The organism is Faecalibacterium sp. (assembly GCF_052358865.1).
In the GTDB taxonomy this organism is placed as follows: Bacteria; Bacillota; Clostridia; order Oscillospirales; family Ruminococcaceae; genus Faecalibacterium; species Faecalibacterium butyricigenerans.
In genome coordinates this window covers 13,221-33,345 of the sequence record NZ_DAWCVJ010000024.1, presented here as the reverse complement: position 1 = coordinate 33,345, position 20,125 = coordinate 13,221, and the positions used below count along the sequence as shown (strand labels likewise).

The window sequence follows — 20,125 nt, the reverse complement described above, 5'->3', positions numbered from 1 at the left end:
ACCCCTCCCTGCCTCTGGCCCGCGCGGAGCGCAAGCCATTTGACCGAAAGAAAAACTTAATCCGCGCTACCAGCGCGAGAACCTGCTTAAAAAACCGGCCCTACTGCAACAGCGCTTTAATCCGCGCCACCAGCGCGCACGCCTGCTTAAAAATACTGCGCAAACCCTTACCGCTTCGCCACCGCCATCAGCGCCCGATTCTCAAGCAGGATGCGCAGCAGCACCGTATTCACTGCGGTGAGCACCAGCGCATTCGGGATGCGGGCCACCAGCACTGCCCACGCATAGCCGTAGAAGATGTGGAGCGCCAGCGAATTGATGACCATGGAGCCGACGAAGTGGGCTGCAAGCACGCTGCACCACAGCCGGTTGCCGGTGCGCAGATGCGAAAGCTTCTGCCAACCCAAGCCCCCTACAAGGCCGATGGCGGCCGCGCCCAGCGTGATGAGCGGATTGATGGCATAGCCCGCCAGCACGCCGCCGATGATGTCGGCCACCATGCCCACGACGAAGCCCGCCCACGGCCCAAAAAGGATGCCCGCCAGCAGCACCGGCAGGCTGCCGAGGTTGAACCGGACAAAGCCGGTGGAGATGCTCAGCACCCGGGAAAAGACGATGCTCATGGCAATGAGCAGGGCCATTGCCGTCAGGGTGCGCACGGAGATCTTCGAATGGTTGTTCATATCAACTGTCCTCCTGTTTTTTCAGGAACTCGCGGGAGGGCAGAATGAAACGCCCTCCCCTGTGACAAACCGCACAAAGGAGGGCGTGAGTTCAACAAACTTCACTTCCGAGCGACGCCGTGCAGACAGCATCGCCCGCACCCAAGTCCATGCAGCAGCGGGATGCAGGCCATGCACCGCGGGTCTCCCTTCGTCCGCAGCACAACTCCCCGTTGATGCGGCACTTGACGCACATGGCCTTACTCTGTTGATACTGTTATTATATGCCTTTTTTCGCTCGGTTTCAATCACGGGATGCAACAGGTTTACTAAAACAAAGCCTTTGAATTTATCACATATGTCCAAAGCCTTTCTTTTTCGGCCCAAACGTGATAAGATGGACTTACTATTGAAAGGGACTTTCCTGTCCCGGAAAGGATTTTCTCGATGAAATTCAGTGAGATGACCTATACCCGCCCCGACATCGACGCACTGCTGGCCCGCTGCAAGGAGCTGACGGCAAAGGCCGCAGCCGCCGACAGCGGCGAGGCCCTTGTGGAGACCTATTACGAGCAGAGCCGCGCTTTTGCCGACTACACTACCGCTGCGAACCTCGCCAATATCCACTACACCTGCGACACCCGCGACGCCTACTGGAAGGCCGAACAGGATTTCTTTGACGCCAACGGCCCGGCTGTGTCCAACGCCAGCGTCGAGATCAGCCGCGCTTTCCTTGCCAACCCCCATGTAGATGCCCTGACGGAGGCCTTCGGCTCCACCTGTGTGGCCGGCATGAAGAACGCCGTGCTCGGCATGGACGAGCGCACCGTAGCGCTGCAGCAGGAGTACAACGCCCTCGTCAGCACCTATCAGCAGATCTACGGCGGTGCGCTGGTGGAGTTCGACGGCCGGCAGCTTACCATCCCCCAGCTCGGCCCCTACAAGGAGAGCACCAATGCCGCCACCCGCCGCGCCGCCTATGAGGCCGAGGCCGGCTACTTCGACGCCCACCGCGCCGAGCTGGACGAGCTGTACACGAAGATCGTCAAGAACCTGAACCAGCAGGCTCAGGTCATGGGCTATCACGACTACAGCGAGCTTTCCTATGTGCGGATGAACCGCATCGGCTACGGCCCCGAGGACATCAAGCGCTTCCGCGAGCAGGTGGCCCATGACATCGTGCCTGAGCTGCAGAAAGTCATCGCCCTCAAGAACAAGCGCACCGGCATCCAGCACCCCACCTTCACCGACCTGCCCTTCGCCTTCCGGGACGGCAACCCCAAGCCCATCGAGGGCTACGATGCCCGGATGGCCGCTGCCCGCACCATGTACCACGAACTCAGCCCCGAGACGGCGGAGTTCATCGACTTCATGCAGGACAACGAGCTGTTCGACGTCGAGAGCCGTCCCGGCAAGATGTCCGGCGGCTATATGACCAGTCTGCCCTCTTACAAGGCGCCCTTCATCTTCGCCAACTGGAACAACACCTCGGCTGACGTAGACGTGCTGACCCACGAGTGCGGCCACGCCTTCGAGGGCTATGTCGCCGAGCGCGACCCCAAGATCCCCGCCGACCTCGAGTGCCCCGGCATGGAGAGCGCCGAGATCCACTCGATGGCGATGGAGTTTCTCACCGCGCCGTGGCATCACCTGCTCTTCGGCAAGGATACGGACAAGTACGCCCTGCTCCACGCCGAGGACAGCTTCCTCTTCCTCGCCTACGGCTGCGCAGTGGATGAGTTCCAGCACATCATGTATCAGAATCCCGACCTCACCCCCGACCAGCGCAACCAGACTTGGCTGGAGCTGGAGCACAAGTACCGCCCCTGGATCGACTTCGACAATCTGCCCTTCTATGGCCGCGGTGCGGGCTGGCAGCGTCAGCTCCACATCTACGAGTGCCCCTTCTACTATATCGATTACTGCCTGTCCACCATGGCCGCGCTGCAGTTTTTCCTGCTGAGCCTCCACGACCAGAAGGACGCATGGGAGCGCTATCTGCGCCTCGTCCGCCGCGCCGGTACTGCCAGCTACACCGAGCTGTGCGAGACCGCTGGTTTGCAGGTGCCCTTCCGCGACGGCTCTATCAAGGCCATCGCCCAGCAGATGAGCCAGTGGATCGCAGAGCATCAGGTCTGACCGCCCAGCCCTCTCAGGCGCTTTGCTCATCCGCCGCAAAGCAGCAGCTTTTCTCTTGAAAATGGCAGATGTATCCTGTATTATAGAGCTATATCATGCCATTTGCGGCAAAAGGAGCGGTAGTTATCATGTCAGAAAAGAAAACCAGCGGCATCAAAAAGTTCTTTGATGAGTTCAAAGCCTTTGCCATGCGCGGCAATGTGCTCGATATGGCAGTCGGTGTGGTCGTCGGCTCGGCCTTTACCGCCATCGTCAACTCTCTGGTGAACGACATCATCTCCCCCATCATCGGCCTGTTCTTCAACGCCGATTTCTCGGATGTCGTCATCCAGATCGGCGATGTGGGCATCGGCGTGGGCTCCTTCCTCAACGCCGTTATCAACTTCCTCATCGTGGCCTTCGTGCTCTTCGTGACCATCAAGGCCATCAATGTGCTGCACAAAAAGCCCGTGGAGGCCCCGAAAGAGCCTACCACCAAGAAGTGCCCCTACTGCCAGAGCGACATCGCCATCAAGGCCGTCCGCTGCCCCCACTGCACCTCAAAGCTCGAGGGTTTCCCCGAAGCAAAGCAGTGAGCTTTCCCGCATTTTCCCCGGCGCTGTCCGTTTTCCGGACGCCGCCGGGGCTTTTTTGCGCCTTTTTTGAAGATCTCAAAAGAAAATCAGAATTTTTTCGAAAAAAGTATTGCTTTTTCGGGAAAGTCATGGTATTATATCAGAGTCGTCACGACGCAATAGAATATGGACGGTTAGCTCAGCTGGTAGAGCATCTGCTTGACGTGCAGGAGGTCACAGGTTCGAGTCCTGTACCGTCCACCATACAGTTCGTACTCGAACCCGATTCTTTACGAGAAAGGGTTCGGGTACGTTTTTTGTTTATCGGAGGTTCTGCGGAAGGACTACTCGGAACGGTAAACGAGCAAAGGCAGGGTATCATCGTGGTGATGGTATTCTGCCTTTTGTTTTGCGGGATCAAGGTCGCTTTGTGCGAACTTGATCGCCACCTATATGGCGCATTGATGGCAATTGCTGCGTACGTGCGTACCGGGAGCCTGTACACCTCTGACAAGGTGTAACACACTAGACTTTGTGCCAAAGTCTGTGTGCCAAGGGGCCAAGCCCATTAGAATCCCTGCGGAGCGTGTACGCACGTACGCAGAAAAATGGCAAAATTTCACTATATCGGGGTGTTCTTTCATGGAGGAGTGTGGTATACTCGGCTTAGTTCAACAAATAAGAATTTAACGGAGGAAAAATAAAATGAGTAAAGCATATGAATTTTTGAAAGAATGTGGTGCATTTTTTGTATTGTCTATAAATGGTGACTATCCAGCAGGTAGACCTTTCGGTGCAGTAATGGAAGTTGGAGATGATTTATACTTATCTACAAATGACATGAACGATGCTCACAAACAGATGCGAGAAAATGAGCATATTCAGATTGTCGCAAAGAAAGCAGAATCAAGGGAATGGATTAGAATTACTGGTATAGCAACAGAATGTGATAATCAAGCGTTAAAGCAAAGAATGCTTGAAGAATGTCCTATTTTACAACAGAGATTTGGTGCGGTAGGAATGGAACATTTTATTATGTTCAAAGTAAAAGTAGAGAATGTAGAAATAAAGTAAAATTCGCGTTTGTGGAGCGAAGCGGAACAATGAAAGCCCCAGTGGGGCTTTTAAGTGACAGAACGGTCTTGCGGCAACAAGATGGAGGGGTCTCGCCCCGACAAGTTCCAGTTTGCTGTACTCGTTCCTAGCAGGGTTTGGGGCAGGCACGCCCCAACAAGAAGCTGTCCCAAAGGGGCAAGAATTTTCAAGAATTGAAAATTTGTGGCCACGGGACGATTCTTGCTCTCACCTTTTTCGCTGTGTTTCGCAATTTTCACATTTCAATCTGCTCGCAGATTGTTGACAAGCTGCGCTTGACCCGATACTATAAAGGCAAGTCGAATACGCGCCAAGGAGGTGCAACCATGACCGCTGTAATCTACGCCCGCTATTCATCTGACAGCCAGCGCGAAGCGTCCATTGAAGGACAGCTGCGCGACTGCAAGGACTACGCCGAGAAGAACGGCATCACCGTGGTCGGCACCTACATTGACCGTGCCTACTCTGCCAAAACGGATGACCGCCCAGACTTTCAGCGGATGATCAAGGACAGCGGAAAGAAAATCTTCGATGTAGTTCTGGTCTGGAAGCTGGACCGCTTTGCCCGGAACCGATTCGATGCCGTGAACTACAAGTACCAGCTGGAAAAGAACGGTGTCCATCTGGTGTCTGCCATGGAACCCATCTCGCAGGGGCCTGAAGGCATTATGGTGGAGAGTATGCTGATTGGCATGGCGGAATACTATTCCGCCGAACTCGCCCTGAAAGTGGCGCGCGGTGAGCGCGAAAACGCCCTCCAGTGCAAGTACAACGGCGGTGTGGTGCCGCTGGGCTTCACCATCGGCAAGGAGGACAGGCTGTACCATATCGACCCGGAAACGGCTCCCATCGTGCAAGAGATCTTCACCCGGTACGCCGACGGCGAACCGGCTGAGAAGATTGCAGCATCCCTGAATGAGCGCGGCCTGCGTACCCGCACCGGGAAGCCGTTCGTAAAGAACAGCTTCTTCCAGATCTTCCGCAACCGCCGCTACATCGGCGAATACCGCTACAAGGACATTGTGACGCCGGGCGGCATTCCGGCTATTGTTGACCAGGATTTGTTCGACCGGGTGCAGCAGCGTTTCGAGCAGAACAGGATCGCCCACGGTCGGCCTGCAAAAGAGGATGTGAGCTATCTGCTGACCACCAAGCTGTTCTGTGGCAAGTGCGGCACCCTGATGGGTGGCGAAAGTGGCACCAGCCACATGGGAAACACCTACTATTACTACAAGTGCGGCAACGCCAAACGCCACGGCAAGGCGCACTGTGACCTGAAAGCCATCCGCAAGGAGCCGTTGGAGCGGTTCGTGGTGGACACCGCCATTAAGGTGATTTTTAGCGACGAAATCATCGAACGGCTGATAGATTTGGTCATGGAAGCCCAGCAGCAGGAGAACACCCGGCTGCCTGTTCTGAAAGAGCAGCTCCGGGATACGGAGAAACGGCTCGCAAACCTTCTGGAAGCCATTGAACAGGGCATCCTGACCCCGACCACCAAGCAGCGGTTGGACGAGCTGGAAGCCCGGAAAGAAGCCCTGAACACCAGTATTCTGGAGGAAGAACTGAAAAAGCCCGTCCTGACCCGTGAGTGGATTCGGTTCTGGCTTGAAAAATTCCGCAAGGGTGACGTGGGCAGCACGGAACACCAGCGGCAGATCATTGATACCTTTGTCAACTCGGTCTACGTCTTTGATGACCGGGTCGTGCTCAATTTCAACTTCACGGACGATGCTAAGACGGTCACTCGTGAAGAGGTTTTAGGTTCGAGTGCTGTGGACAATGCTCCACCAAACGTAGGTCACTGGTATTTGTCCAGTGGCCTTTTTGTTTTATTCACGAATTTAGGCAGCAAAGGAAGTTAAGCGTAAAAAATAGGTGACCGCCAGCCATCTGATTTAACATGTAGGGAATATATAACGCTTCGTTCAACGAGTGTATATAAATGAAGGATAGCGATGCCATATGGACACAGATACCCGAAATCAAATGATCCTTATCAAAGGCAAGGACCAGACAGATTGTGTTGCAAGCTTCCGATTCTGCAATGGAATGTGTGAAGTAATCTATGTTAGCACCCCCAATAAGACCTATCGTTTTCAAGACAGAAATGTCAAGGTGCTTTCACTGCAAAAAACAATTGACCCAGACAGTGTTATTGTAATCGCAAAGGGGAAGAAACTTAATACAGTCCAAGCGATTTTAGATTTTGGAGCGTATTATCGACTTCTTTTTGACAAAAAACTTCCACTGTCTTTTCCAAAAGATGATGTGGAACTTCAGCCAAACTGTTTGGCAGATACCAAAAATAAAGAAGTCTTCCGCTATTTTACAGAAACAGCTGAAGCCGTTAGTTTAGTAACAGAAAACGGACTCAATATTTTACGTTTGCAGTATAGTAAAATTTCCAAGGTCAGTGATGACACTGTGCTAGCGAATTATCTTGACCCACAGAAGAGCCAAACCATGTCGGAGAGTCCCTCAACGATAATTTATCCCTTTGGACTTAATCAAAGCCAAAAAACGGCAGTAGAGCAGGCTCTCTCGTCCAAAATCAGCATTATTCAAGGCCCTCCCGGAACAGGTAAGACGCAAACGATTCTAAATATTATTGCAAATGTTGTTCGAGACAAGAAAACCGTTGCAGTTGTTTCCAACAACAATTCAGCAACGCATAATATTGCAGAAAAGCTAGAAAAGAAAGGCATTTCGTTCTTAACAGCATTTTTGGGAAGTCTGTCAAACAAACAGAAATTTCTTGCAGATCAGTCAGGTATTTATCCGAATATGGAGGAGTGGGAACTACCGCCGGACGAACGGCAGCAGTTGGAACAAGAAATTACAGCACTTTCACAAGAATTAAATCTAATGCTCACTGCAAAAAATCGTATTGCGAAAATTGAGCAGGAGCTTTTACAGTTGAATCCGGAAGAACACTATTTTAAGGAATATTATTCTACCTATCACGAAGAGCCAATAGTCAATTTAGATTGGTTCTCATCTCAAAAAATATTGGAGCTCTGGCTGGAATTTGAACATTTTATAGAGCAGAAAAAGCGGCTGGGTCTTTTACAAAAACTGTCCATTATATTTCGGTTTAATCGTGATGCAGTCAAACTATTTGTAAACCCGCCCGAGTTAGTAATTCCTTATTTGCAGAACCAGTTCTATCTTACCAAAAGGCGGGAGTTGGAAAACGAAAGGCAGAAACTTACACTCAAGCTGCGGCAATATGCTTTTGACGAGAAAATGAATGAATTGACGCAAAAATCATTTCAACTATTCAAAGCAGAGCTGGCAGCGAAATATGAATGGAAAACCAACCGCAGACGATTTGAAAGCAATGACTTTCGCCGAAATTCAGACGAATTTACGCATGAGTACCCTGTGATTCTCAGCACAACGTATTCGATAAAGGGGACACTAAGTTTAGACTATGTTTACGATTACCTCATCATAGATGAAGCATCCCAAGTCGATTTAACTACGGCTGTTCTGGCATTTTCCTGTGCACGAAACATTGTGATTGTAGGGGACTTGAATCAATTGCCCAATGTCTTGTCTGAGGCAGATATTCAACGAAGTGAAACGATATGGCAGACCTATTCTCTGGCTGAACGCTATCACTTTTCCACACACAGCCTGCTCTCTTCTGCATTGGAGACATGGCCAACTGCCCCGGTCACGCTGCTTCGGGAACATTATCGCTGTCATCCTAAGATCATCAACTTCTGCAACCAGAAATTCTATGCTGGTCAACTGATTATAATGACGGAGGACAATAATGAACCAGATGTGTTGACTATGTATCGAACAGCCGCCGGAAACCACGCACGTGGGCACATCAACCAACGTCAGATTGATGTCATTCAGCAAGAAATTCTCCCGCAGCTCCGTCGGCAGAATTATCAAAGCATCGGGATTATCACGCCATATCGAGATCAAGCCGCTGCCATTCGGAAACAACTTGGAGGCTACTATGAAGTAGATACAGTCCATAAATTCCAAGGACGTGAACAGGATGCTATTATTTTGACCTCCGTTGACAATATAATTACGGATTTTGTGGATGACCCACATATGCTAAACGTGGCAGTTTCTCGGGCAATCCACTCGCTTACCGTTGTCACATCACAAGACCCTCGCAATGACCGTACAAACTACGGTGATTTGACACGGTACATCGAATACAACAACTTTGCCGTTATTCAAAGTCAGGTCTACTCCGTGTTTGATTTGTTATATCAAGGATATGCTGAACAGCGCAAAGCATATTTGAGAAAACGCAAACGAATATCTGAGTATGACTCGGAGAACCTTATGTACTCTGTGATTCAAGAGATTTTATCAGATAAATTGTTTTCCTCCATTGGCTGCGCTGTACATGTTTCGCTCGCAACATTAATCAGAGATTACAGCCAGTTGACGAAGGAAGAGACTCGGTATGCCCGGAATTTGTCAACTCATGTTGACTTTCTGATGTTTTATAAAATGGATAAGCTGCCTATTTTGGCAATCGAAGTGGATGGAACAAGTTTTCATCGGCCAGGAAGCCAACAATCCATACGGGATGAAAAAAAGAATCGAATCCTCGAAAAATGCGGCATCCCGTTGCTGCGGCTTCGTACAGATGGCAGTAATGAGAAGGAGAAGATTCGTGCTACTTTAAAAGAATGTGGAACACCAGCGGCAGATCATTGATACCTTTGTCAACTCGGTCTACGTCTTTGACGACCGGGTCGTGCTCAATTTCAACTTCACGGATGATTCCAAAACCATCTCCCGTGAAGAGGTGTTGGGTTCGAGTGCTGTGGACAATGCTCCACCACAAATCCTCAAACCAAACGGTTTGGGGATTTTTTGTTTGCTGTAGCGCCGCCAAGGCAGATGTGATATACTCGGCGTAGCAAATCGGAATTTGTGGAGATGAAATTATGAATCGCAGTGAATTAGAAGCATTTATAATAGAAACATATAACGCTGACAGAGATTATCCGTGGCTCAAATATCCCAATCATGAAGTGTTCCGGCATTGCAGCAATCAGAAGTGGTTTGCACTCATTATGGATTTGCCAAAAAGCAAACTGGGATTGCAGGGAGTAGAATTGTTAGATGTGGTCAATTTCAAATGTGACCCGCTTTTGATCGGCTCATTGCGAGAGGAGCCCGGTTTCTTCCCAGCGTATCACATGAACAAAGATAGCTGGATCACAGTTACATTGGATGGTAGTGTTCCAGATGACAAAATCAAAATGTTGCTTGATATGAGTTACCAAGCAACGGCATCCAAAACTCGCAAAAAGAAGTGCTGACAATTCCAGTTTGCCGTACTCCTTCCCAGCATAGTCTGCGGCCGCCACATCCCAACAGACAAAACGAGAGGCAGACGCCCCACACAGGAGCGTCTGCCTCTCGTTTTGTTCCGGGCTGTTGCAGAGCAGCCCAATTTGGAAACCCAGTGATAAAAGGAGAACGGGGGAAATCGTTTAAAGGCTGATGTCCTTGCCGCCGTTGAGCTTGCTGAAGGCCAGCAGAGAGATGACGGTCAGGATGGTCATGATGGTGGACAATGCGGCTGCAGTGCCGTAGTTGCCGCGGATGACCTCGGTGTAGATGGCCACCGTCAGGGTCTTAGTCTTGCCGGTATACAGGATGATGGCGGTGGACAGCTCACTGATCATCGTGACCCAGCTCAGGATGGCACCAGAGATGATGCCGGAGGCCATCATGGGCACCGTGATGCGGAAGAATGCCTTCATCTTCGAAGCACCCAGCGAGATGGCGGCTTCCTCGATGCTCATGGGGATCTGCTGCAGAATGGCCACCGACGAGCGGATGGTATAGGGCAGACGCCGGATGATGAGGGCCACCACCATGATGAGCATGGTGCCGCTGATGAGGAGCGGGGGCTTATTGAAGCCGATGAGCAGCGCGATGCCAAGGACCGTGCCGGGCACGATGTAGGGGATCATCGAGAGGATATCCACCACGTTGGTCAGAGCGTTGCGGCGGCGCACCACCAGATAGGCGATGAGGACAGCCAGCAGCACGATGACGACAAGCGCCAGCAGGGGGATGATGATGGTGTTCTGGATGCTGCGGCCCAGCTTGCCGATGGCGGTCTGGTAGCTCTGCAGCGAGTAGCCGTCCACGAAGATCTTGCCCTGCGTGTTCTTGAACGAGGTGTAGATGACGTAGGCCTGCGGCAGAACGGCGATGCCCACCACGAGGTAGACCGCCAGATGCACCAGAGCGTTGATGCCCTTGCGGGCCTCGCGCTCCTCCACGGGGTGCATACTGTTCAGCGCGAAGGCGTTCTTGTTGGAAACGTACTTCTGGACGAGGAAGACCAGCGTGGTGATGACGATGGCGATGACGGCGATGGCGGCTGCAAAGCCGTCGCTGCCGCCGACCTCGTTGATGAACTCAGTGTAGAGGACGACGGGGAAGGTGCGGTAGCCCTCGCCGATGAGCATCGGGGTACCGAAGTCTGCAAAGGAGCGCATGAACACCAGCAGAGCTGCGGCCAGCAGGGTGGGCATGATAAGGGGCACGACTACCTTGAAGAAGCAGGCAATGCCCGAGCAGCCGAGGTTCTCAGCCGCCTCGATGAGGGAGTTGTCGATGTTCTTCAGCGCGCCCTTGGCGTAGAGGAACACCAGCGGGAACAGCTGGAGCGTCATGACCAGCACGATGCCGCCGAAGCCGTAGATTTCCGGGATGGCGATGCCGAAGTTCTTTAAGAAGGTGGTGATGACGCCGCTGCGGCCCAGCAGCAGGATCCACGAGTAGGCACCGATGAAGGGGGCCGACATGGATGCCACCACGATGAGGATGTTCAGCACGCCCTTGCCCTTGATCTTAAAGATCGTGAACAGGTAGGCCAGCGGGGTGCCGATGGCGATGGAGAGCACCGTCGCCGTGATGGACACCTTGAAGCTGTTGATGAGGGTATCGAAATAGTAGCTCTTGGAGAAGAACTTGGTGAAATAAGCCAGCGTGAAGCCGCCGGTGTCGGGGTCCATCACAGACTGCCGGATGAGGTACGCCATCGGGTAAAGCAGGAACAGCGCGTAGAGGGCGATCGTTACCAGCGTGATGGCACCCCAGACATCAAGACGGAACTTATTATTGTTTTTCATAAGCGTCGCTCCTGATGAGATTGGTATCGCCGTCCTTGGTAAAGACGTTGATCTTCTCTTTCTTGACCTTCAGCAGCACCTTCTCGCCCTTCTTGAGGCCCTCGCCGATGGAGGACTCCTCCACGATCTCCACCGAGTCACCCTGATCGGTGTCGATGGTGTAGTGGGTGTTGAGGCCGAGGTAGGTGCACTCCTGCACGGTGCCGTGGATGCCCTCGGTGCCATCCTTGCAGATGATGAACTCCTCCGGGCGGATGGAGCAGCGCACCTCCTGCTCTGCGGCCTTGTCCAGAGCGTCGATGTGCTCATGGTAGCCGTCCGCAAAGGTGATGACGCCGCCCTTGACGTGGGCGTTCACGATGTTGGTGCGTCCGATGAAGGTAGCCACGAAGACATTCTTCGGGCGCTGGTAGATGTCGCGGGGGGGGCCGACGTGCTGGATGACGCCATCCTTCATGACGGCGATGCGGTCACTGATGGCCATTGCCTCTTCCTGATCGTGGGTGACATACACGGTGGTGATGCCCACGCTCTTCTGGGTGTGGCGGATGACGCTGCGCATCTCGACACGGAGCTTTGCGTCCAGATTGGACAGCGGCTCGTCCATCAGCAGCACGTCCGGCGAGATGACCAGTGCACGGGCCAGTGCGATGCGCTGCTGCTGGCCGCCGGACAGCTGGTTGGGCATACGGTCGGCATACTGCATGATCTGCATCAGGTTCAGGAACTCGTCCGTCCGCTTCTTGATCTCGGCCTTGTCCACCTTGCGGTTCTTCAGGCCGAAGGCCACATTGTCCCGGACGGAGAGGTTCGGGAAGATGGCGTAGTTCTGGAACACCATGCCGATGTTGCGCTTGCTGGGGTCCATATCGTTGATCCGCTTCTCATTGAAGAAGATGTCGCCGCCCTCGATGGAGTTGAAGCCTGCGATCATACGGAGAAGGGTGGTCTTGCCGCAGCCGGAGGGGCCGAGCAGGGTGAACAGCTCCCCATCTCCGATCTCCAGATTCAGATCCGGGATGACCGTATTATTCCCGTAGCGCTTTACTGCGTCTTTAACTGATATTCTGCTCATACTAGCCTCCTGCTGCCCTTCGAATTACTTGCTCTGCAGATCGGTGAAGATCTCGGTGTACTTGTCCACCAGCTCTGCCTTGTGGGCGCTGACGTAGGGGATGTCCTCTTCGATGACATTGATGTCTGCCATCGGGGTCATAGCATCGTTGGTGGCGGCGTCCTTCATGACGGGGCGGTTGGTCAGGGTGCTGCCCCAGATGTTCTGTACTTCCTCGCTCAGGATGAAGTCGATGAACAGCTTGGCGTTGTCCATGTTCTTTGCGCCCTTGATGATGGTGGCGGAAGCAGGCAGGAAGACGGTGCCCTCCTTCATGTAGACGATCTTGACGGGTGCGCCGTCCAGAACCAGCTGTGCGCAGGGATCCTCATAGGACAGGCCCACCACATACTCGCCGTCGGCGACTCCCTTGTAGACGCCGCTGGAGCTTTCGCAGATCTTGCCGTCCACGTTCTCGAACAGGTCGTGGACGTACTGCCATGCCTTATCGTCCTCGTAGCCGCCCATTGCCAGCAGCATATTGGTCAGGTGTGCAAAGGCAGAAGAGGAGTTGGCCGGGTCGGCGGTGGCGATTTTACCCTTCAGCGCAGGGTTCAGCAGGTCTTCGTAGCCCTCGATCTTGATGTCGCCGATGAGGTCGGTGTTGACGATGAGGACGCTGCCGTCCAGCACGTTGCCGGTGATGAAGCCGCACTTATTCTTGTAGGCATCGATGACGTTGCCGTCGTTGGCCGAGACATACGGCTCCCACAGATCCTCGTTGGTGTACATCTGCGACCAGGAACCGCCGAACAGGACGTCGGCGTAGGGGTCATTCTTCTCGGACTGGATGCGCTTGACCAGCTCGCCGGTGCCGGCCTGGATCAGCTCGACATTGACGCCGTACTTTTCCTCGAACAGGGGGATGGTGGCGTTCAACAGGCCTTCCGAGTTGGGCGAGTAGATGACGAGGTCGCCGCCGCCCTGTGCAGCAGTACCAGAAGCGGCAGTGGAAGCAGCGGTAGAACCGGCAGAAGAGGTGCTGGCGGAGGAGCCGCCGCAAGCGCTCAGAGCAGCAGAAGCTGCGATAACACCGGTAGCCATCAGGAACGAACGACGAGAAATCTTTTTCATAGTAAAAACCTCCATTTTTTACCTGAAACCTTTCGATAGTCCCATTTTAATGCTTTCCGTACAAAAATAATACTCAATTTGCAGAACAAATGGAAAAAATACCGAACAGGGGCTGTTCGGTATTTTTTCATTTTCTCTTATTTCAGGGTGCTCTGGTACTCCCGCACCGAGCAGCCCATGTATTTTTTGAAGACGTGGCTGAAGTACTTGTACTCGCCGATGCCGCACTCCCATCCGATCTGCGAGATGGGCAGCTCCCCTTTCCGGATGAGTTCAAGAGCGTTCTGGATGCGGCAGCGGTTGAGGTAGTCGATGACCGTCGTGCCAAGCTCTTTCTGGAACTTCTGGTTGATGTACCGCTCCGAGTAGTGGAACTGCTCCTGCAGGTCGGCAAGCGTTATCTTGCTCTGGTAATTCTCCTTCAGATAGGCCACGATGCGCAGCACCAGCGGGTCGGTGACTTTTTCCTCGCTCAGGGGCGGCAGGGCGGTCCGGCTGCGGACGGCCTCCGCCTCATCCTCCCGCTTCTGGAGATACTGGCTGTCCCCCGCAAGGCGGACGGCCTTTTCCAGCGCAGCGCCCATCTCGTCCATGTCGAGGGGCTTGAGCACATAGTCCGACACACCGTTCCGGATGGCCTGCTGGGCATACTCGAACTCCGAGTAGCCCGTCAGGATGATAGCGATGTACTTGTACTCCTCCCGGGTGTCGGCGATCATCTCGAGGCCGTTCTTCACCGGCATGGTGATGTCGGTGATAACGATGTCGGGCCGCAGCTCTGCGATCTTTTCTTCGCCCACTGCCCCGTTCTCGGCCTCCGCTACGACGCTGCACCCATATTCCTCCCACGGCACCGAATAGCGGATGCCCTTGCGGATGATCTCTTCGTCTTCTACCAGCAGAACGCGATACATGGTCTACCTCCCTCCCCGCCGGAGCTTGAGCTTCACCGTAAAGCCCTCGCCCTCGGCGCTGTCAATGGTCAGGCCGCTGTCGCCGCCGTAGCCCAGCCAGATGCGGCGGTTGATGTTTTGCAGGCCGTTGTGTTCAATGTTCACTTCCTCTGAGCGCAGGATGCCCCGCAGCTGTTCCAGCGTTGCTGCGTCCACCCCGCCGCCGTTGTCCTCTACCGTGAAATAGAGCGCGTCTTCCTCCAGCCAGCCCCGCGTCCTGACGTGGATGCGGGGCTTCTTCTGGAAGCCGTATTTGATGCTGTTTTCCAGCAGGGGCTGCAAGAGCAGCTTCGGGATGATGAACTCCATGCAGGCGTCGTCGATGTCCATCTCGTAGGAGAAGTTCGCGCCGAAGCGGGTGGACTGGATAACGAGATAGTCCTGCAGATACTTCAGGTCTTCCCGGACGGTGACGTTATGCTTGGTGTTGTTGATGCTGTAACGCAGGATGCCGATGAACCGCCCGATGAGCTGCTGGGCGCGCTGGGGGTCTGCCGGGATGAGATAGCGGATGTTGTCCAGCGTGTTATAGATAAAGTGGGGATTGATCTGGGCCTGCAGGTTCTGCATCTCCATCCGGCTGTTCACCTCGACGAGATCCATGTTCCGCTGGCTCAGCTCCTGAATGCTGCGCACCATCTTGTTGACCTGATGGGCGATCTCTTCGATCTCGTCACCGGTGTCGATCTCAATGATATGGTCGGGGTCTTTCTTCCGGATGACCCGGATCTCCTGCACGAGGGTGTCCACCGACTTCACCATCTGCTCGGTCATGACGTGCATGATGCGGACGAACATCGCCGACCAGCTCAGGCCCAGCATCAAGATCAGGAACAGCCCCACCAGAAGATAATCGTAGTTCGGGGGCGAGTAGATGAAGGAATAGGCCAGCACCGTGCCGTTTTCCAGCGAGCGGCTGCTGCGCAGATAGCGGCTCCCATCCACCTTCATATACCGCGCCGCGTCGGCGGGACGGTACTTGTTGGCGTTCTTCTGGGAGAGGAAGGAGGCGTTCGAGCAGGCGATGACATCGCCGTTGGGCTTGGTGAGGATGGCGTCGTACTGGTATCGGCTGAACAGTTTCGTCCAGTCGTTCTCGTTCAGATAGACCGCCGCCGCGCCCTGATATTCGCCGTCCCGGTAGAGGGGGTGTATCATGACGTATTCTGAGCTGTTGGCCCGGAAGTGGTAGACCGTGGTGTAGACGGCCCGCATGAGGTGGCAGGCGTTTTCCTCCGCGATGCGGTTGAACTCCTGCCGGTGCAGGTTCATCTCCCCCTCTGAGAAGGTCGTGAACCGCATCTCTCCCTTGGAGTCGGTCAGGATGAGCTGGAGCTCCACAAGGGCCGAGACGTTGTACTGGCTGATGAGATAGCGCAGATTGTCCTGATCCTTCCGCCGGTCGGAGAGGAACAGCTCGGTGTGGTCTGTGTCCAGCAGGAACGCCGCCGTGTCGTTGTACACCTCTTGGAAGGTGGCGGCGACGCCCGCGAGATGGTCTTCCCGCCGGGCGTTCTGGTTCAGGGTGTTCACGGCGGCGATGGCCACGAGGAACAAAAGGCACCCCAGAAGCAGGCTCGTGACCAGCCTGCGGGAAACGCTCCGCTCCAGTTCCCGCCGGAAGCGGCTCTTTTTGTAGGTGCGGTCGGGGGAATGATAGTCCATGCTTCAGCGCTCCTGCCTTTATTTTTTCGGGGCTTCGGCAAACTTTGCCATGCTTCGATTATAATGCCTCCGGACGGATGCGTCAACCGGGCCGCAGTGTTTTCGCTCCCGGGTATAGCGCACTGCCCCGCAGTATGGTATACTCGGAAGCAGACTGGATGATAAAAAAGGAGAACGATCCGATGCAATACTACACCGCCCCCATGGAGGGGCTGACGGACCGCATCTGGCGGCAGGCACATCAGCGCTGGTTCGGCGCACCGGGCGCACCCGCCCGTTATTACGCACCCTTCCTCTCCCCGCCCGAGAACCGGGTGCTCATCAAGAAGAAGATGGCCGAGCTTGACCCGGCGGCGAACCCCGGCGCGCCCGTCATCCCCCAACTCCTCGCCAAGGACGGCGCACTGGCCGCATGGATGGTCACAGAGCTGCGCAGGCTGGGCTACACGGAAGTGAACCTCAACTTCGGCTGTCCCTCCGGCACTGTGACCGCCAAGGGCAAGGGTGCCGGGATGCTGCGGGACCCCGCAAAGCTCGAGGCCTTTCTGGACGAATTCTTTTCCCGGACGGAGGGGCCTGTCTCGGTCAAGACCCGGCTGGGCGTCACCCGTCCCGAGGAGTTCGACGCCATCCTCGATATCTATAACCGCTACCCCATCTGTGAGCTGACCATCCACCCCCGGGTCATGCGCCAGCTCTACCGGGGCGAGGCCGACCGCGCCGCCTTTGCAGCCTGTCTGCCCCGCTGCCGGATGCCCGTCTGCTACAACGGCGACATCACCACCCCGGCCCAGCTGGCCGCGCTGGAGGCAGAGCATCCGACCCTCTCCGGCATCATGGTGGGCCGGGGCCTCATCGCCGACCCGGCCCTGCTGCGGCAGGCCGTGGGCGGTGCCCCTGCCAGCAAAGAAGAGCTTCGCGGCTACCTCGACGAGCTGTATCACGGCTACACCGCGCTGTTCGGCGCGTCCAGCTGCGCCGTCAGCCGGATGAAGGCCCACTGGCACTACCTCATCTGTCAGTTCGAGGGGTCGGAGGCGCTGGAAAAGCAGCTGCGCAAGGCCCGGGAGGGCTGGGAGTATGAGGTGGTCGTGAACCAGATCTTCACTCTTCCTCTGAAATAAAAAAGCCTGCCGCCCCGGAGGGACAGCAGGCCAGAAGGCGAAGGAACCTCAGACGTTCAGATAGCTGCGCAGCATGGCCTGCAGCAGATCGTCACGGTCTACTTTGCGGATAAGGGAACGCGCTCCTTTGTAAGTCGTGATATAGGTAGGATCTTCGGACAGGATATAGCCCACCAGCTGATTGACGGGGTTATAGCCTTTTTCCTTGAGTGCGTCGTACACCTGCTGCACGACTTCATGGATCTCGATGTCCTTCTGATCGTGGATGGAAAAAATGGCAGTAGCGTCGCCCACGAAATACACCCCCTTAAATAACTATGATTCATTGTACACGACTTGCGGCAAAACTTCAAGTTTCCCCGGCGAGATTTGCACATTTTGCTTAAATTTTTTCGATTTTATCATGCAAATCAGCAAAGCTGTTTTTGCAGAAAGAGGCATATTATGATTTATGGCATCGGCTGCGACCTCTGCAGCACCGCCCGGATGGCAAAGAGCCTCGGCGGTGCCCACGGCCCTGCTTTTGCGGCCAGAGTCTTCGGCCCGTCCGAGCGGGAGGCTCTGGGCCTTACAGGGGGCATCCCGGACCCGCTCAGCGCCCACAGGGCCGCCAGCGCGGCGGCGGATTTTGCCGCGAAGGAAGCCTTCCTCAAGGCGGCGGGCACCGGCCTTGCAGGGCCTTTCGCCCTCTGCGAGATCGAGGCCGTCCGGCTGGAAAGCGGCGCTCCGGAATACCGCTTTTCGGGCGGCAGCGCACGGTGGATGGCCGCACACGGCCTGCGGGCCAGTCTCTCCCTGAGTCACGACGGCGGCATGGCGCTGGCGTTCTGCATTCTGGAAACGGAAACCTGAATCTCCCTCCCGCATACAATGAGAGCAAGCTGTCCCCGCGTGCATAGCCTGCCCCCTGCCTGCCCATAATAAGGCCAGCAGAGGACGGCACCGCGCACCACATAGCGGGCCTCCCAGTATGCAAGGAGGGAGTTTTCATGGAGGTACACAGAGGAGAAGTTTTTTACGCCGACCTTTCGCCGGTGGTCGGCTCGGAGCAGGGCGGCGTCCGCCCGGTGCTCATCGTCCAGAACGAGATCGGCAACCGGCACAGCCCCACGGTCATCGCAGCCGCCATTACATCCCGGCTGGACAAAGCCCGGCTTCCCACCCACATCAACATCCGGGCCGCCGACACGGGCCTCGCCAAGGACAGCGTCGTCCTGCTTGAGCAGATCCGCACGCTGGACAAACACCGCCTGCGGGAGCGGGCCGGGCAGATCACCGCCGAGGACCAGCGCCGGGTGGATCAGGCGCTGGATGTGAGCCTCGGCCTCAGCTCCTATTGAGAAGCCGTTTTAATAGGCACTATTTTTGAAAATTGCGATAAGACAGACAGCCGCCTCCACGCATTTGTGGAGGCGGCTGTCTGCTTTTTTATTGGAGATTCAAATTGAATGGATCACTCGGACTTCTGGACGCTGCCCTCTGCGTCGTGGAGCAGGGCATATTCCCGGATCTTTTCCAGCGTCTGCTCGCTCAGGATATGCTCTGCCTTGCAGGCATCCTCGGCGGCGACCTCTTCGTCCACACCCAGCTGCACGAAGAAATGGGTCAGCAGGCGGTGGCGGCTGTAGATGCGCTCTGCGATCTCGCGGCCCGGCTCCAGAAGGGTCAGGTTGCCCTCGCCGTCCACCGCAATGTAGCCGTTTTCCCGCAGCTTTTTCATCGCAATGCTGACGCTGGCCTTGGTATAGCCCAGCTCGTTGACCACGTCGATGGAGCGCACGCGGCCCATCCGCTGGGTCAGCATAAGGATAGTCTCAAGATAATCTTCTGCGGATTGGTGGATCTGCATGGTTTTGTCGGCCTCCTGCCTCGTAAAATTCCCTGTCCGGGGCACACAGGCGTTCCGGTCTGGTTTGTTATAGGATACCACATTCCGTATCGTGTTGCAAGCCATTCGCAGAAAGTTTGTCGAATCAAACCAATTCCACCCTGCGCAATTTCGTCATTTTACCGTCTCGAGATAGGCCGCCGGGCCGGCCTCGTAGAGGTCGCCGCCGTGGGCGTCGAGGATGACCGTCAGCGGCATTTTTTCCACGGTCAGGCGGCGGACGGCCTCGCAGCCGAGATCAGGCCATGCGATGACCTCCAGCGTCTGGACGCTCTGGGCCATCAGCGCACCGGCGCCGCCCAGCGCGGCCAGATAGACCGCACCGTTGCGGACGACGGCCTCTTTGACTGCCGTGTCCCGCTTGCCCTTGCCGATCATGATCTTATTGCCGAGGTCCAGCAGGCGGGGACTCATGGCGTCCATCCGTCCGCTGGTGGTCGGCCCGGCCGAGCCGATGACCTCACCGGGGCGCTCCGGCGTCGGGCCGACGTAGTAGATGGCGCTGCCCTCCAAGTCGAAGGGGAGCTTTTCGCCCCTGTCAAGTGCTTCCAGCATCCGCTTGTGGGCCTGATCGCGGGCGGTGTACACCACACCGGACAGCAGCACCGTGTCTCCCGCCTTCAGGGGCGCGAGGTCTGCCGCCGTGCAGGGCGTGTTCAGTTCGTATTGCATCTTGTATTCTCCTTTAGCGTCCTTGCCCTCTCAGGCCGCTTCG

The 20,125-nt window shown here is 55.4% G+C and carries 18 protein-coding genes, 1 tRNA gene and 1 riboswitch; of the genes, 10 read left to right on the top strand and 9 right to left on the bottom strand.

All coding sequences use genetic code 11. The features are described from left to right. Nucleotides 1-167: 167 nt before the first annotated feature. Nucleotides 168-683, bottom strand: a complete 516-nt coding sequence (locus ACT8X9_RS05905; protein ID WP_444268415.1) for a folate family ECF transporter S component — start codon at nucleotides 681-683, stop codon at nucleotides 168-170. A 153-nt stretch (nucleotides 684-836) separates the two neighbouring features. Next, a riboswitch (THF riboswitch) is annotated at nucleotides 837-932 on the bottom strand. A gap of 177 nt (nucleotides 933-1,109) precedes the next feature. Here ACT8X9_RS05905 and ACT8X9_RS05900 point away from each other — a divergent pair. The 7 genes from ACT8X9_RS05900 to ACT8X9_RS05870 all read left to right on the top strand — a co-directional run bounded on the left by ACT8X9_RS05900 (nucleotide 1,110) and on the right by ACT8X9_RS05870 (nucleotide 9,762). Continuing rightward, nucleotides 1,110-2,801, top strand: a complete 1,692-nt coding sequence (locus ACT8X9_RS05900) for a M3 family oligoendopeptidase (RefSeq protein ID WP_444268414.1) — start codon at nucleotides 1,110-1,112, stop codon at nucleotides 2,799-2,801. 128 nt (nucleotides 2,802-2,929) lie between these two features. After that, nucleotides 2,930-3,376, top strand: a complete 447-nt coding sequence (gene mscL, locus ACT8X9_RS05895) for a large conductance mechanosensitive channel protein MscL (RefSeq protein ID WP_444268413.1) — start codon at nucleotides 2,930-2,932, stop codon at nucleotides 3,374-3,376. A 167-nt stretch (nucleotides 3,377-3,543) separates the two neighbouring features. Then, a tRNA-Val gene (locus ACT8X9_RS05890) sits at nucleotides 3,544-3,619 on the top strand. A 441-nt stretch (nucleotides 3,620-4,060) separates the two neighbouring features. Then, nucleotides 4,061-4,429 (top strand): pyridoxamine 5'-phosphate oxidase family protein, encoded by a 369-nt coding sequence (locus ACT8X9_RS05885; protein ID WP_112144476.1) that lies wholly within the window; start codon nucleotides 4,061-4,063, stop codon nucleotides 4,427-4,429. A gap of 347 nt (nucleotides 4,430-4,776) precedes the next feature. Further along, nucleotides 4,777-6,315, top strand: coding sequence for a recombinase family protein (locus ACT8X9_RS05880; RefSeq protein ID WP_444268412.1), 1,539 nt, complete (start codon nucleotides 4,777-4,779; stop codon nucleotides 6,313-6,315). 100 nt (nucleotides 6,316-6,415) lie between these two features. Beyond that, entirely contained in the window at nucleotides 6,416-9,151 is a 2,736-nt protein-coding gene (locus tag ACT8X9_RS05875) for an AAA domain-containing protein (RefSeq protein ID WP_444268411.1), read from the top strand. A gap of 233 nt (nucleotides 9,152-9,384) precedes the next feature. After that, the gene (locus ACT8X9_RS05870; protein ID WP_444268410.1) at nucleotides 9,385-9,762 is read left to right on the top strand and encodes an MmcQ/YjbR family DNA-binding protein; all 378 of its coding nucleotides are present in this window, start codon (nucleotides 9,385-9,387) and stop codon (nucleotides 9,760-9,762) included. A gap of 174 nt (nucleotides 9,763-9,936) precedes the next feature. On the opposite strand, the gene ACT8X9_RS05865 is transcribed toward ACT8X9_RS05870, so the two are convergent. The 5 genes from ACT8X9_RS05865 to ACT8X9_RS05845 all read right to left on the bottom strand — a co-directional run bounded on the left by ACT8X9_RS05865 (nucleotide 9,937) and on the right by ACT8X9_RS05845 (nucleotide 16,398). Beyond that, on the bottom strand, nucleotides 9,937-11,592 hold the full coding sequence (locus ACT8X9_RS05865) for an ABC transporter permease (protein ID WP_444268409.1): 1,656 nt from the start codon (nucleotides 11,590-11,592) through the stop codon (nucleotides 9,937-9,939). Continuing rightward, nucleotides 11,579-12,667, bottom strand: coding sequence for an ABC transporter ATP-binding protein (locus tag ACT8X9_RS05860; protein WP_444268408.1), 1,089 nt, complete (start codon nucleotides 12,665-12,667; stop codon nucleotides 11,579-11,581). The genes ACT8X9_RS05865 and ACT8X9_RS05860 overlap by 14 nt, the downstream gene beginning before the upstream one ends. A gap of 24 nt (nucleotides 12,668-12,691) precedes the next feature. Next, nucleotides 12,692-13,780 (bottom strand): extracellular solute-binding protein, encoded by a 1,089-nt coding sequence (locus ACT8X9_RS05855; protein WP_412588983.1) that lies wholly within the window; start codon nucleotides 13,778-13,780, stop codon nucleotides 12,692-12,694. Nucleotides 13,781-13,917: 137 nt separating this feature from the next. After that, nucleotides 13,918-14,694, bottom strand: a complete 777-nt coding sequence (locus ACT8X9_RS05850; protein WP_444268407.1) for a response regulator transcription factor — start codon at nucleotides 14,692-14,694, stop codon at nucleotides 13,918-13,920. A 3-nt stretch (nucleotides 14,695-14,697) separates the two neighbouring features. Further along, a complete protein-coding gene (locus ACT8X9_RS05845; RefSeq protein WP_444268406.1) occupies nucleotides 14,698-16,398 on the bottom strand; it encodes a sensor histidine kinase in 1,701 nt (566 codons plus the stop codon). A 182-nt stretch (nucleotides 16,399-16,580) separates the two neighbouring features. Between ACT8X9_RS05845 and ACT8X9_RS05840 the strand changes: the two genes are divergently transcribed. Further along, the gene (locus ACT8X9_RS05840; protein WP_444268405.1) at nucleotides 16,581-17,522 is read left to right on the top strand and encodes a tRNA dihydrouridine synthase; all 942 of its coding nucleotides are present in this window, start codon (nucleotides 16,581-16,583) and stop codon (nucleotides 17,520-17,522) included. A gap of 48 nt (nucleotides 17,523-17,570) precedes the next feature. On the opposite strand, the gene ACT8X9_RS05835 is transcribed toward ACT8X9_RS05840, so the two are convergent. Then, nucleotides 17,571-17,816, bottom strand: coding sequence for an IreB family regulatory phosphoprotein (locus ACT8X9_RS05835; protein WP_149794943.1), 246 nt, complete (start codon nucleotides 17,814-17,816; stop codon nucleotides 17,571-17,573). A gap of 150 nt (nucleotides 17,817-17,966) precedes the next feature. Here ACT8X9_RS05835 and ACT8X9_RS05830 point away from each other — a divergent pair, with 150 nt between their 5' ends. Then, nucleotides 17,967-18,374, top strand: coding sequence for a holo-ACP synthase (locus ACT8X9_RS05830; protein ID WP_444268404.1), 408 nt, complete (start codon nucleotides 17,967-17,969; stop codon nucleotides 18,372-18,374). A 137-nt stretch (nucleotides 18,375-18,511) separates the two neighbouring features. After that, the gene (locus tag ACT8X9_RS05825; protein WP_227621555.1) at nucleotides 18,512-18,862 is read left to right on the top strand and encodes a type II toxin-antitoxin system PemK/MazF family toxin; all 351 of its coding nucleotides are present in this window, start codon (nucleotides 18,512-18,514) and stop codon (nucleotides 18,860-18,862) included. 113 nt (nucleotides 18,863-18,975) lie between these two features. Here ACT8X9_RS05825 and ACT8X9_RS05820 read toward each other — a convergent pair whose 3' ends face one another. Together ACT8X9_RS05820 and ACT8X9_RS05815 are read right to left on the bottom strand one after the other, a co-directional pair. After that, on the bottom strand, nucleotides 18,976-19,371 hold the full coding sequence (locus tag ACT8X9_RS05820; protein ID WP_227621554.1) for a metal-dependent transcriptional regulator: 396 nt from the start codon (nucleotides 19,369-19,371) through the stop codon (nucleotides 18,976-18,978). Nucleotides 19,372-19,524: 153 nt separating this feature from the next. Next, on the bottom strand, nucleotides 19,525-20,082 hold the full coding sequence (locus tag ACT8X9_RS05815; RefSeq protein WP_444268403.1) for a Fe-S-containing hydro-lyase: 558 nt from the start codon (nucleotides 20,080-20,082) through the stop codon (nucleotides 19,525-19,527). Nucleotides 20,083-20,125 lie beyond the last annotated feature (43 nt).